The organism is Polynucleobacter sp. VK25 (assembly GCF_018687355.1).
Classification (GTDB): domain Bacteria; phylum Pseudomonadota; class Gammaproteobacteria; order Burkholderiales; family Burkholderiaceae; genus Polynucleobacter.
In genome coordinates, this window is the sequence record NZ_CP061288.1 from 61,761 (window position 1) to 73,775 (window position 12,015).

Consider the following 12,015-nt stretch of genomic DNA (forward strand, 5'->3'; position numbering starts at 1 on the left):
GCATGCTACAACCAAAGCGTCGCAAGTATCGTAAGGAACAAAAAGGCCGTAACACTGGCGTGGCAACACGCGGTAGTTCTGTAGCCTTTGGTGACTTTGGATTGAAGGCCGTTGGCCGTGGTCGTTTGACTGCTCGCCAAATCGAGTCAGCACGTCGTGCAATGACTCGTCACATTAAACGTGGTGGCCGTATTTGGATTCGTATTTTCCCAGATAAGCCAATTTCACAAAAACCTGCTGAAGTACGTATGGGTAACGGTAAAGGTAATCCAGAGTACTACGTAGCTGAAATTCAACCAGGCAAAGTGCTTTACGAGATGGACGGTGTTGACGAGCAATTGGCGCGCGAAGCTTTCAAGCTTGCTGCTGCTAAGTTGCCTTTACAGACCACTTTCGTGATTCGCCACTTAGGTTGATCGGGATAGAGATTATGAAAAATACAGAATTAGCTTCAAAAGATCTGACAGCTTTAAATGCAGAGTTAACCGAGTTGCTTAAGACCGGTTTCAAGCTCCGCATGCAAAAAGGCACTCAGCAACTCACAAATACCAGCCAATTGGGTAAAAATAAGCGCGACATCGCTCGTGTGAAGACTTTTATCGCCCAAAAGACTGCACAGAAATAAGGAAAAAGGGATATGACAGAATTACCTAAACCCTTGCGCCGCACCCTCGTGGGCCGTGTTGTTAGCGACAAAATGCAAAAAACTGTGACGGTGTTGGTTGAGCGTCAAGTTAAGCATCCAGTGATTGGTAAGTACGTTGGCCAGTCCAAAAAATACCATGCTCATGACGAAGCTGGCACATACAAGATGGGTGATACCGTTGAAATTGCTGAATCCAAGCCAATTTCACGCACTAAATCTTGGGTTGTGACCCGTTTAGTTGAAGCTTCAAAGGGTATTTAAAGAAATATTAGGGATTTTGGCGAAGATTCTTCCCAAATCCCTGTTTTACGTAGTAGAATAGAAGGCTTCTCTGGTTTTATTGGAGAAGCAGTGTTTTTCATTAATTCCGGGTTTTAGCTTTCGTTAAAACCCATAGACGGAACCAAGACTGTTTGCCTTTGGCCAATAAGTTGGGGATTAGAAATGATACAAACCGAAAGTAGATTACAGGTTGCCGATAACACAGGCGCCAGTGAAGTTTTGTGCATCAAGGTATTGGGCGGCTCTAAGCGTCGTTACGCCAGTATCGGTGATGTCATTAAAGTGACTGTAAAGTCCGCTGCTCCACGTGGCCGTGTAAAAAAAGGTGACATTTATAACGCCGTAGTAGTGAGAACTGCTAAGGGTGTTCGCCGTCCAGATGGTTCATTGATTAAGTTCGATGGCAACGCTGCGGTATTGCTCAACGCTAAGTTAGAGCCAATTGGCACACGTATCTTTGGACCAGTTACGCGCGAGTTGCGTACTGAAAAGTTCATGAAGATCGTTTCTCTCGCCCCCGAAGTTATTTAAGAGGCTGATATGAAAAAGATTCGTAAAGGTGATTCAGTAGTTCTGTTGACTGGCCGCGATAAGGGCAAGCAAGGAACTGTTACGGCCGTTCTCGAGAACAAGTTAGTAATCGAAGGCGTAAACATTTATAAAAAGAGCGTTAAGCCAAATCCAGCAGCCGGTGTTACTGGCGGCATGATTGACAAGACGATGCCTGTTCACATTTCTAATGTGGCTGTGGTTGACGGTAACGGCAAACCATCACGTGTTGGTATCAAACTCGTGGACGGTAAAAAGCAACGTTTCCTCAAAACCACTGGCGCAACTTTAAGCGCATAAGGGGCACGGAGAAATTATGAGCACACGTTTTCAAGAACACTATCAAGCTAAAGTCGTTGCTGATTTGATCGCCAAATTTGGTTACAAATCTGTAATGGAAGTTCCGCGTATCACTAAGGTAACCCTGAACATGGGCTTAGGCGACGCAGTGAACGACAAGAAAATTATCGAAAATGCAGTTGGTGATTTAACTAAAGTTGCTGGCCAAAAGCCCGTTGTAACTAAAGCTAAAAAAGCGATTGCAGGTTTCAAAATTCGTCAAGGTTACCCAATCGGTGCCATGGTGACATTGCGTGGTGCACGCATGTACGAATTCTTGGACCGTTTCGTAACTGTTGCATTGCCACGCGTACGTGACTTCCGTGGAATTTCCGGTAAAGCATTTGACGGCCGCGGTAACTACAACATCGGCGTTAAAGAACAGATCATTTTCCCTGAAATCGAATACGACAAAATTGATGCCCTCCGTGGTCTCAATATCAGTATTACGACGACTGCTAAAACTGACGAAGAAGCAAAAGCTTTGTTGGCAGCATTCAAATTCCCTTTCCGCAATTAAGAGGCTAACGTGGCAAAACTATCCCTAATTGAGCGCGAGAATAAGCGCGCAAAAACTGTAGAGAAGTACGCTGTAAAGCGTGCCGAACTCAAAGCGATCATTGCTGATCAATCACGCAGCGATGAAGAGCGCTATGAAGCTCGCTTGAAGCTACAGGCACTTCCACGTAACGCAAGCCCGATTCGTCAAAGAAATCGTTGTTCATTAACCGGTCGCCCACGTGGCACATTCCGTAAATTCGGTTTGGCTCGTAGCAAGATTCGTGAAATCGCCTTCCGTGGCGAAATCCCCGGTTTAACCAAGGCCAGCTGGTAAGCGGCGAAAGAATTAGGAGAACTCATGAGTATCAGCGATCCAATCGCCGACATGTTGACAAGGATCCGCAATGCGCAAGCAGTGCAGAAACCCGTAGTCTTGATGCCGTCGTCAAAAGTAAAAGTAGCCATCGCAAAAGTTTTGCAAGATGAAGGCTATATCGAAAGTTTTGAAATCAAAGGTGAAGCAGCTAAGCCAGTGCTACACATCGATCTCAAATACTATGCAGGCCGTCCTGTTATTGAGCGTATTGACCGTGTATCTACACCAAGTCTGCGTATCTATAAAGGCCGCCATGACATTCCAGAGGTAATGAATGGCTTGGGCATTGCAATTATTTCAACCCCTCAAGGCGTAATGACAGACCGTAAAGCACGTGCAACAGGCGTGGGCGGCGAAGTTATTTGCTACGTAGCTTAAGGAGCGAAATATGTCCCGCGTAGGTAAATCACCAATTACAGTCCCTAAGGGCGCTGAAATCAGCATCAACGGTGCAAACATTACTGTTAAAGGTCCTTTGGGCACTTTGACACATAACTTGCATCCTTCTGTTGGTTTGAAACAAGAAGATGGCGTATTGACAGTTGTTTTAAATAACGACTCACCAGAAGCTGGTGCACAGTCAGGTACAGCCCGTGCTTTGGTTAACAACATGGTTGTTGGCGTAACTGCTGGCTTTGAGCGCAAGCTCAGCTTGGTAGGCGTTGGTTACCGTGCTGCTGCTCAAGGCGAAACACTGAAATTGCAGTTAGGTTTCTCACACGACATTATTTACAACCTGCCAAAGGGTGTAAAGGCTGAGACCCCAACTCAAACTGAAATCATTATCAAAGGTTCCAACAAGCAGCAAGTTGGCCAGGTCGCAGCTGAAGTTCGCGCTTACCGTTCACCAGAGCCATACAAAGGCAAAGGTGTTCGCTATGTGGATGAGGTTGTGCATCTGAAAGAAACTAAGAAGAAGTAAGCGAGATTAGAAAATGAATAAAGACGAATCCAGACAAAGACGCGCTAGGCAGACTCGTATTCGCATTGCCGAAGCTTTGGCAAATCGCTTAACAGTTATCCGTAGCAATACACATATTTCTGCACAGGTTTATAGCCCATGCGGAACCAAAGTTGTAGCAGCTGCTTCAACTATGGAAAAAGATTTTCGCCAAGCGATCAAAAACGGCGGCAACGCTGACGCTGCAAAACAAATCGGCAAATTAGTTGCTGAGCGTGCTGTTAAAGCAGGCATTGTTGATGTTGCATTTGATCGTTCCGGTCATCGTTACCACGGCCGTATTAAGGCCTTAGCTGAAGCTGCGCGTGAAGCCGGCCTGAAGTTCTAATAGGGTTTAGGAAAAAACATGGCAAAAATGCAAACTAAGATGCAAAACGAAGAGCGTGATGATGGTCTTCGCGAGAAGATGATCGCTGTTAATCGTGTAACTAAAGTGGTTAAGGGTGGTCGTATTCTCGGCTTCGCTGCACTCACTGTAGTTGGCGATGGCGATGGCCGCATCGGCATGGGTAAAGGCAAATCAAAAGAAGTTCCAGTTGCCGTTCAAAAGGCAATGGACGAAGCGCGTCGCAAGATGATCAAAGTAACTTTGCGTAAAGGTACTTTGCAGCACACTGTTACTGGTCAACATGGCGCGTCACGCGTTTTGATTTCTCCAGCTAAAGACGGTACTGGAATTATTGCTGGCGGCCCAATGCGTGCAATTTTCGACGTAATGGGTGTAACTAACGTGGTTGCTAAGTCACTTGGCTCTACAAACCCATACAACTTGGTTCGTGCAACCATTGATGGTTTGAGCAAAATGAGTACTCCTGCTGAGATTGCTGCTAAACGCGGTAAGTCAGTTGAAGAGATTCTCGGCTAAGACCAAAAGATTAGGAATCTACAAATGACAACATCTAACTCCAAACTCAAACTGCAATTAGTACGCAGTTTGATCGGTACCCGTGAAAGCCACCGTGCAACTGTTCGAGGCTTAGGCCTTCGTCGTATCAATTCAGTTTCTGAATTGGAAGACACTCCAGCTGTTCGCGGCATGATTAATAAAGTTTCTTATCTAGTTAAAGTCGTTGGCTAATAACTAGCAAGTAAATAGGCGAAGAATATGCAACTCAACACAATTAAACCTGCAGAAGGCTCCAAGAAAAACCGTCGTCGCGTTGGTCGCGGCATTGGTTCTGGTCTTGGTAAAACTGCTGGCCGTGGTCACAAAGGTCAAAAATCCCGTTCTGGTGGTTTCCACAAGGTTGGATTTGAAGGCGGTCAGATGCCTATGTATCGTCGTTTGCCAAAACGCGGTTTCGTATCTTTGACTCGTCGTCACGTTGGCCAAATTACATTGAACGACTTAGCAAAAATCAATTTGCCAGAAGTAGACTTATTGGTATTGAAGGCTCATGGCTTTGCTGGTGAGCAAATCAATGCAGTTAAGGTTATCAAGACTGGCGAACTCAAGATTGCTGTAACCCTCAAGGGCATCACAGCAACTGCCGGCGCAAAAGCAGCTATTGAAGCGGCTGGCGGCAAATTGGTTGAATTGGTTTAATAGGCCTTTTAGTAGATATGGCATTAGCACCTACCAATAACGCAAACACTGCAGCAACAGGCGGCAAGTTTGGCGAATTACGCCAACGCTTGATTTTCCTGGTGCTGGCTTTGCTCGTGTTCCGTTTGGGTGCTCATATTCCAGTTCCTGGAATTGATCCGGACCAATTGGCGCAGTTGTTCTCTGGCCAAAAAGACGGCATCTTGGGAATGTTTAACCTGTTCTCAGGTGGCGCCTTATCACGCTTCACCGTATTTGCTTTGGGAATCATGCCTTACATTTCTGCATCGATCATCATGCAGTTAATGACGATTGTTGTTCCTTCATTGGAGTCTTTGAAAAAAGAAGGCCAAGCAGGTCAACGCAAGATTACCCAATACACTCGCTACGGGACAGTATTTTTGGCAACATTCCAAGCATTAGGCATTTCTGTTGCCTTACAAGCTCAACCAGGTTTGGTTATTAACCCAGGCTTGATGTTTGAACTCAATACTGTAGTGACTTTGGTTACCGGCACGATGTTCTTGATGTGGCTTGGCGAGCAAATTACTGAGCGTGGTCTTGGTAATGGTATTTCTATCATTATTTTCGGCGGCATTGTTTCTGGTCTGCCGAATGCATTAGCAAGCTTATTAGAGTTGGTTCGCACTGGCTCAATGAATATTATTTCTGCATTGCTCATCGTAGTAATTTGCGTAGCAGTGACTTATTTTGTAGTGTTTGTAGAGCGTGGTCAGCGCCGTATTTTGGTGAACTACGCTAAGCGTCAAGTTGGTAACAAGATTTATGGCGGCCAATCTTCCTACTTCCCGTTGAAGTTAAATATGGCAGGCGTTATTCCTCCAATTTTTGCTTCTTCAATCATTTTGTTCCCTGCAACGATTGCTGGCTGGTTTACTTCAGGCGAGCCAACCAATATGTTCAGCAGAATTATTAAAGACTTGGCAGCTACTTTGGCTCCAGGACAGCCTGTGTATACGATTTTGTATGCAGCAGCGATTATTTTCTTCTGTTTCTTCTATACCGCATTGGTATTTAATAGCCGTGAGACTGCTGAGAACTTGAAGAAGAGTGGTGCATTTGTTCCCGGCATTCGTCCAGGCGACCAGACAGCGCGTTACATCGATAAGATCTTGGTGCGTTTGACTCTGGCCGGCTCTATTTATATGGTTTTGGTTTGCTTGTTGCCAGAATTCTTGGTATTGAAGTACAACGTGCCGTTCTATTTCGGCGGTACTTCACTGTTAATTATTGTTGTTGTTGCAATGGATTTCATGGCTCAAGTTCAGTCATTTGTGATGCAACAGCAGTATGGCTCTTTGATGAAGAAAGCCAACTTTAAGATGGGCGCTTAACTGAATGTCTAAAGACGATGTAATTCAGATGGCGGGAGAAGTAGTAGAGAATTTGCCGAACGCGATGTTTCGCGTGAAGCTGGAAAACGGACATGTGGTTCTAGGGCACATTTCCGGAAAGATGCGGATGCACTATATCCGTATTTTGCCGGGAGATAAGGTAACAGTGGAGATGACTCCATACGACCTAACGCGTGCCAGGATCATTTTCCGCGCGAAGTAAAGATTAAGTAGTACATATTTTTTTAGAGGTGAGTTATGAAAGTTTTAGCATCCGTTAAGTGTATTTGCAGAAATTGCAAGATCATTAAGCGCAAACGCGTTGTTCGCGTGATCTGTTCTTCAGACGCACGTCATAAGCAGCGTCAAGGCTGATCTGGTTAATTAAGAGGAAATCTCATGGCACGTATCGCTGGGGTAAACATCCCAAATCATCAACATACTGTTATCGGTTTAACAGCAATTTTTGGCATTGGCACAACTCGTGCTCGCAAAATTTGTGAAACCACAGGTGTTGCAATCGACAAAAAAGTTAAAGACCTTACTGACGGTGACTTGGAAAAGTTGCGTGATGAGGTTGGTAAATTCATTACCGAAGGTGACCTTCGTCGTGAAGTAACTATGAGCATCAAGCGTTTGATGGACTTAGGTTGCTACCGCGGTGTTCGTCATCGTAAGGGCTTGCCTGTACGTGGTCAACGTACTAAGACTAATGCGCGTACCCGCAAGGGCCCACGTAAGTCTGGTGTGCAACTCAAGAAATAATCAAGAAAGTTTATTGACATGGCAAAACAACAATCCGCTTCTGCAGCTTCACAGCGCGCACGCAAGAAGGTTAAGAAGAACGTTGCTGACGGTATTGCGCACGTTCACGCTTCTTTTAACAACACCATTATTACGATCACTGATCGCCAAGGTAATGCGCTCTCATGGGCAACATCTGGTGGACAGGGTTTTAAAGGTTCACGTAAATCAACACCTTTTGCTGCTCAGGTAGCTGCTGAAGTTGCTGGTAAAGCTGCTGTTGAATGCGGCATCAAGAACTTGGAAGTTCAGATCAAAGGCCCAGGCCCAGGTCGTGAATCAGCAGTTCGTGCATTGAACTCATTGGGCATCAAGATCACTGAGATTCAAGACGTAACTCCAGTTCCACACAACGGTTGCCGTCCTCCTAAGCGTCGTCGTATTTAAGCTAGGAAGTTGGCAGTACAAAAGTTTTAGTAGTTTTTTATTAAAGCCCACTGTTCGCCTGATTTAAAGGGCGAACTCACCGTCGGTCGTAAGACTGCGGCAAAGAAAGGAAAGCATCGTGGCACGTTACTTAGGGCCTAAGGCCAAATTAGCACGTCGGGAAGGTACCGACTTATTTTTAAAGAGCGCACGTCGCGCCCTGTCAGACAAGTGCAAGTTAGATACTAAGCCTGGTCAACATGGCCGTACATCTGGCTCAAGAACATCTGATTACGGTAATCAATTGCGTGAAAAGCAAAAGGTTAAGCGTATCTATGGCGTATTAGAGCGTCAATTCCGTCGTTACTTCGCAGAAGCTGAGCGTCGTAAGGGCAATACTGGCGAAACATTGCTCCAGTTGCTTGAGTCACGTTTAGACAACGTGGTTTATCGCATGGGCTTTGGTTCAACACGCGCTGAAGCACGTCAGTTGGTTTCCCATTGCGCAATTTTGCTCAATGGAAGCCCTGTAAATATTCCATCTATTCAGGTTAAGCCTGGTGATGTAGTTGCAATTCGTGAAAAAGCGAAGAAGCAAGCGCGTATTACAGAATCACTCAATTTAGTTGGACAAATGGCAGCTGTTACTTGGGTTTCAGTTGACGCAGCTAAGCTCGAGGGAACATTTAAGCAAGTGCCTGACCGTGAAGATATTAGCGGTGAAATTAATGAAAGTTTGATCGTTGAATTGTATTCACGCTAATTAGGCACTCTCAAGGAAAAAATATGCAAACAAATTTGCTCAAGCCAAAGATTATTTCTGTTGAAGCGCTTACCGCCAACCAAGCTAAGGTTGTTATGGAGCCGTTCGAGCGTGGCTATGGCCACACACTCGGAAATGCATTACGTCGTGTACTGTTGTCCTCGATGGTTGGTTATGCGCCAACTGAAGTAGCTATTGCTGGTGTTGTTCATGAGTACTCCACATTGGATGGAGTTCAAGAGGACGTAGTAAACCTCTTGTTGAACCTCAAAGGTATTGTATTTAAGTTGCAGTCACGCGACGAAGTTACTATCAATTTGCGTAAAGAAGGCCCAGGCGTTGTTACAGCAAAAGATATCGATTTGCCACATGATGTAGAAATCATGAACCCTGATCACGTGATCGCTCACTTGTCAGCTGGTGGTAAGTTGGACATGCAGATCAAGGTCGAAAAAGGCCGTGGTTATGTACCAGGTAACGTACGTCAGTACAGCGATGAAGCTACCAAGATCATCGGCCGTATCGTGTTGGATGCTTCATTCAGCCCTGTAAGCCGTGTTAGCTATGCTGTTGAGTCTGCTCGTGTTGAGCAGCGTACCGACCTCGATCGTTTAGTAATGACCATCGAAACAAACGGTGTGTTGTCTCCTGAAGAAGCTATTCGTCAAGCAGCTAGCATTTTGGTTGATCAATTAGTTGTATTCGCGGCCCTCGAAAGCAGCGAAGTTTCTGGTGATTTAGCACCAAGCCGCTCATCAATGGTTGATCCAATGTTGATGCGTCCGGTTGATGATCTCGAGCTCACAGTTCGCTCTGCAAACTGCTTGAAGGCTGAGAACATTTACTACATCGGTGACTTGATTCAACGTACAGAGAATGAATTGTTGAAGACGCCTAATCTAGGTCGCAAATCTTTGAATGAAATTAAAGATGTTTTAGCGGCTCGTGGCTTAAGTCTTGGCATGAAACTCGAAAGCTGGCCTCCAGCTAACCTCGAGAAATAATTAGAAAGGAAGCATCATGCGTCACGGAAACGGCTTACGCAAACTAAACAGAACTTCATCACATCGCCTAGCGATGCTGCGCAACATGTCCAATTCACTTTTGGAGCACGAAGTCATTAAAACGACTTTGCCAAAAGCAAAAGAATTGCGCATGGTTGTTGAGCCTTTGATTACCTTGGGTAAAAAAGACAACTTAGCAAACCGCCGCTTAGCATTCAATCGCACACGTGATCGCGATATCGTAGCCAAACTCTTCACAGAGCTCGGCCCACGTTACGCAACACGTCCAGGTGGCTACCTTCGTATTTTGAAGTTTGGCTTCCGTCATGGCGACAATGCACCAATGGCTTTGGTTGAGTTGGTAGACCGCCCAGAAGTTGAAGAAACAGCAGTTGTAGCTGAAGAGGCGTAAGTCTCCCGGTTACGGTAAAAAGCCAGGCTTCGGTCTGGCTTTTTTCATTTATCAGGTTATAAATACAGAATGTCTGAAAACTTCCCAGCCAACTCCAGCAAGCTTTTAGTGGTGCTTACCAGCCTTCCTAATATGGAGACCGCTAAGGGCTTGGCAAGGTCCTTGATAGAGCAGAATTTAGCCGCTTGTGTGCAAATCACTGAAGGAGTCCATTCAATTTATCGTTGGGAGGGCAAGGTTTGCGAAGAGCACGAAGTATTGCTTTCAGCAAAGACTACCAAAACAAGGTGGCTTGAGATATCCGCCTTTATTAAAAATGCACATCCATACGACCTTCCCGAGATATTGGCCTTTCGTCCTGAGCAATATGAAGAGCAATACGGCAAGTGGGTAGAGTCTGAGGTAAATTCGAAGTTATGAAATTACCTTCTTTCTTCGTGAGAATTTTTGCGCTCTTGTTGCTTCTCTCTGCGCAAGTATTTGCTGCGCAAGATTTCTTGCCACCAGAGAAAGCATTTCGAGTGGAGGCTACTTGGCTGGATAACTCTAACCAAGTGGAGCTGGAATTTTTGCCTGCTAAGGGTTATTACATCTACCAAGAATCCCTCAAATTTCAAGCAGGTAATCAGGCTGGGAGGCTAAGTAATATAAGGCCTTCATTACCAACTGGCTTTGAAAAGTTTGATGAAACTTTCCAGAAAAAGCTGCAGGTATATAAAGAGCCGTTCCTAGTTTTATTGGATACAAAACCGGTTACTGGGGAGCCACTCCATCTTGAAGTAACGCTTCAAGGTTGTGCGGAGGCGGGTATTTGCTATCCACCGATGACCCTCAAGTTTTTGTTAGCTGCTCCAGGAGTTAAGGCAGCCCCAATTCCAGATATTTTGGATGGTGCCACTGCAGTGAATACTCAAGCAAGTGGTGAGGGTGGTCAATTCAGCTTGGCGGATTTATGGCGTGAACGCGATGATGTGAATGCTATTGGCCGTTTTTTAGAAAGCACTTCAACCGCCTATTTATTTTTAGCTTTCTTTGTCTTGGGGCTTGCTCTGGCATTTACACCTTGCGTACTCCCCATGTTGCCAATCCTATCGAGTGTCATCTTCGGCACCCAGGGCGGCAAAGCGATATCTAAGGGCCGTGCCAGCGCTCTAGCGCTAGCCTATGTCTTTGGTATGGCCTTGGTATATGCATTGGCTGGAGTGCTGATGGCGGCCTTAGGCGGCAGTGTTCAGCGTGCTTTACAAAGCCCCGTTGCGCTGGCTACTTTTGCTTTATTGCTCTTGGCTCTTTCGGGCAGCTTGTTTGGCTTATATGACCTACGTTTGCCCTCATCTTGGCACCACCATATCGATAAGCTGGCAGGGCGCCAAAAGGGGGGCAGTCTATTTGGTGCTTTTGCATTGGGAGGCATCTCTACCTTGGTGGCCAGCCCATGCATCACAGCTCCTTTAGCTGGCGTCCTAGCCTTTATTGCCCAGACAGGTTCTATGAGTCTGGGTGCGGGCTTACTCTTTGTGATGGCTTTAGGAATGGGTCTACCCCTACTCTTTATTGCCATTGAAGCTCGAATTTTGATCCCATCTACTGGCATTTGGATGGTTTGGTTACAGCGCACTTTGGGTGTATTGCTCGTGGCTACTGCCGCTTGGATTGCCTCACCTTTAATTCAGAAAAATGAGCCGGCGGGATCAGTAAAAATAATTAATGGCCAGAGCATTCATAAAGTTGGCGAGCTATCTTTTGTAGTGATTCATTCACCTGCAGAGTTAGATGCGCAACTTGGCAAAGCGCGAGAAGAAAAGAAATTAGTCCTCCTCGATTTTTATGCCGATTGGTGCATCAGCTGTAAAGAGATGGAAGTGAATACTTTTACTAATCTAGAAGTGAGTAAAGAGCTCAAGCAATTTGTTTTATTACAAGCAGACGTGACTGCAAATAGCCCTGAGAACCAGGCATTGCTTAAGCGTTTTGGATTATTTGGACCGCCAGGAATTTTGATTTTTAACCAAAATTCTGAGGAGCTAAAAAATCAACGCGTGATTGGTTATATGCCGCCTCAGCGTTTTATTGAGCGCTTAAAGCAGGCAACGGTTCAGAAGTAATTCTGA

The 12,015-nt window shown here is 45.5% G+C and carries 23 protein-coding genes; all 23 read left to right on the forward strand.

Annotated elements, in window-relative coordinates; all coding sequences use genetic code 11:
• Positions 1-2: 2 nt before the first annotated feature.
• The 23 genes from rplP (at position 3) to dsbD (ending at position 12,009) form a co-directional block, all read left to right on the forward strand.
• On the forward strand, positions 3-416 hold the full coding sequence (gene rplP / locus AOC21_RS00340) for a 50S ribosomal protein L16 (RefSeq protein ID WP_011901907.1): 414 nt from the start codon (positions 3-5) through the stop codon (positions 414-416).
• Positions 417-430: 14 nt separating this feature from the next.
• A complete protein-coding gene (gene rpmC, locus AOC21_RS00345; RefSeq protein ID WP_215362451.1) occupies positions 431-625 on the forward strand; it encodes a 50S ribosomal protein L29 in 195 nt (64 codons plus the stop codon).
• A gap of 12 nt (positions 626-637) precedes the next feature.
• On the forward strand, positions 638-907 hold the full coding sequence (gene rpsQ, locus AOC21_RS00350) for a 30S ribosomal protein S17 (RefSeq protein ID WP_215391869.1): 270 nt from the start codon (positions 638-640) through the stop codon (positions 905-907).
• 183 nt (positions 908-1,090) lie between these two features.
• On the forward strand, positions 1,091-1,459 hold the full coding sequence (gene rplN / locus AOC21_RS00355; RefSeq protein ID WP_015420241.1) for a 50S ribosomal protein L14: 369 nt from the start codon (positions 1,091-1,093) through the stop codon (positions 1,457-1,459).
• Positions 1,460-1,468: 9 nt separating this feature from the next.
• Positions 1,469-1,777, forward strand: a complete 309-nt coding sequence (gene rplX, locus AOC21_RS00360) for a 50S ribosomal protein L24 (RefSeq protein WP_011901911.1) — start codon at positions 1,469-1,471, stop codon at positions 1,775-1,777.
• 16 nt (positions 1,778-1,793) lie between these two features.
• Entirely contained in the window at positions 1,794-2,336 is a 543-nt protein-coding gene (rplE, locus tag AOC21_RS00365; RefSeq protein WP_046329383.1) for a 50S ribosomal protein L5, read from the forward strand.
• Positions 2,337-2,345: 9 nt separating this feature from the next.
• Complete coding sequence (gene rpsN, locus AOC21_RS00370; protein WP_011901913.1) at positions 2,346-2,651, forward strand: 30S ribosomal protein S14; 306 nt, start codon at positions 2,346-2,348, stop codon at positions 2,649-2,651.
• A gap of 24 nt (positions 2,652-2,675) precedes the next feature.
• Positions 2,676-3,071 carry a 30S ribosomal protein S8 gene (rpsH, locus tag AOC21_RS00375; protein ID WP_011901914.1) on the forward strand — a complete coding sequence of 132 codons (396 nt, stop codon included), beginning with the start codon at positions 2,676-2,678 and terminating at the stop codon, positions 3,069-3,071.
• 10 nt (positions 3,072-3,081) lie between these two features.
• The gene (gene rplF / locus AOC21_RS00380) at positions 3,082-3,615 is read left to right on the forward strand and encodes a 50S ribosomal protein L6 (RefSeq protein ID WP_215360614.1); all 534 of its coding nucleotides are present in this window, start codon (positions 3,082-3,084) and stop codon (positions 3,613-3,615) included.
• A 13-nt stretch (positions 3,616-3,628) separates the two neighbouring features.
• The gene (rplR, locus tag AOC21_RS00385; RefSeq protein WP_215391870.1) at positions 3,629-3,982 is read left to right on the forward strand and encodes a 50S ribosomal protein L18; all 354 of its coding nucleotides are present in this window, start codon (positions 3,629-3,631) and stop codon (positions 3,980-3,982) included.
• 18 nt (positions 3,983-4,000) lie between these two features.
• Entirely contained in the window at positions 4,001-4,519 is a 519-nt protein-coding gene (rpsE, locus tag AOC21_RS00390) for a 30S ribosomal protein S5 (protein ID WP_011901917.1), read from the forward strand.
• A gap of 24 nt (positions 4,520-4,543) precedes the next feature.
• Entirely contained in the window at positions 4,544-4,732 is a 189-nt protein-coding gene (gene rpmD / locus AOC21_RS00395; RefSeq protein WP_215391871.1) for a 50S ribosomal protein L30, read from the forward strand.
• A gap of 27 nt (positions 4,733-4,759) precedes the next feature.
• A complete protein-coding gene (gene rplO / locus AOC21_RS00400; protein ID WP_071464448.1) occupies positions 4,760-5,200 on the forward strand; it encodes a 50S ribosomal protein L15 in 441 nt (146 codons plus the stop codon).
• Positions 5,201-5,217: 17 nt separating this feature from the next.
• Complete coding sequence (gene secY / locus AOC21_RS00405) at positions 5,218-6,555, forward strand: preprotein translocase subunit SecY (protein WP_215391872.1); 1,338 nt, start codon at positions 5,218-5,220, stop codon at positions 6,553-6,555.
• A 4-nt stretch (positions 6,556-6,559) separates the two neighbouring features.
• Positions 6,560-6,778 (forward strand): translation initiation factor IF-1, encoded by a 219-nt coding sequence (gene infA, locus AOC21_RS00410; protein ID WP_068320132.1) that lies wholly within the window; start codon positions 6,560-6,562, stop codon positions 6,776-6,778.
• A gap of 35 nt (positions 6,779-6,813) precedes the next feature.
• On the forward strand, positions 6,814-6,930 hold the full coding sequence (rpmJ, locus tag AOC21_RS00415) for a 50S ribosomal protein L36 (protein ID WP_012357167.1): 117 nt from the start codon (positions 6,814-6,816) through the stop codon (positions 6,928-6,930).
• Between the two features lie 24 nt (positions 6,931-6,954).
• Complete coding sequence (gene rpsM / locus AOC21_RS00420) at positions 6,955-7,320, forward strand: 30S ribosomal protein S13 (protein ID WP_015420253.1); 366 nt, start codon at positions 6,955-6,957, stop codon at positions 7,318-7,320.
• 18 nt (positions 7,321-7,338) lie between these two features.
• Positions 7,339-7,746, forward strand: a complete 408-nt coding sequence (rpsK, locus tag AOC21_RS00425; RefSeq protein WP_011901923.1) for a 30S ribosomal protein S11 — start codon at positions 7,339-7,341, stop codon at positions 7,744-7,746.
• A 118-nt stretch (positions 7,747-7,864) separates the two neighbouring features.
• Positions 7,865-8,488, forward strand: a complete 624-nt coding sequence (gene rpsD, locus AOC21_RS00430; RefSeq protein WP_011901924.1) for a 30S ribosomal protein S4 — start codon at positions 7,865-7,867, stop codon at positions 8,486-8,488.
• Positions 8,489-8,511: 23 nt separating this feature from the next.
• Positions 8,512-9,492, forward strand: coding sequence for a DNA-directed RNA polymerase subunit alpha (gene rpoA, locus AOC21_RS00435; RefSeq protein ID WP_215321281.1), 981 nt, complete (start codon positions 8,512-8,514; stop codon positions 9,490-9,492).
• 16 nt (positions 9,493-9,508) lie between these two features.
• A complete protein-coding gene (gene rplQ / locus AOC21_RS00440; protein WP_087908811.1) occupies positions 9,509-9,904 on the forward strand; it encodes a 50S ribosomal protein L17 in 396 nt (131 codons plus the stop codon).
• 69 nt (positions 9,905-9,973) lie between these two features.
• Positions 9,974-10,324, forward strand: coding sequence for a divalent-cation tolerance protein CutA (gene cutA / locus AOC21_RS00445; RefSeq protein ID WP_215391873.1), 351 nt, complete (start codon positions 9,974-9,976; stop codon positions 10,322-10,324).
• Complete coding sequence (dsbD, locus tag AOC21_RS00450) at positions 10,321-12,009, forward strand: protein-disulfide reductase DsbD (RefSeq protein WP_215391874.1); 1,689 nt, start codon at positions 10,321-10,323, stop codon at positions 12,007-12,009. The genes cutA and dsbD overlap by 4 nt, the downstream gene beginning before the upstream one ends.
• Positions 12,010-12,015 lie beyond the last annotated feature (6 nt).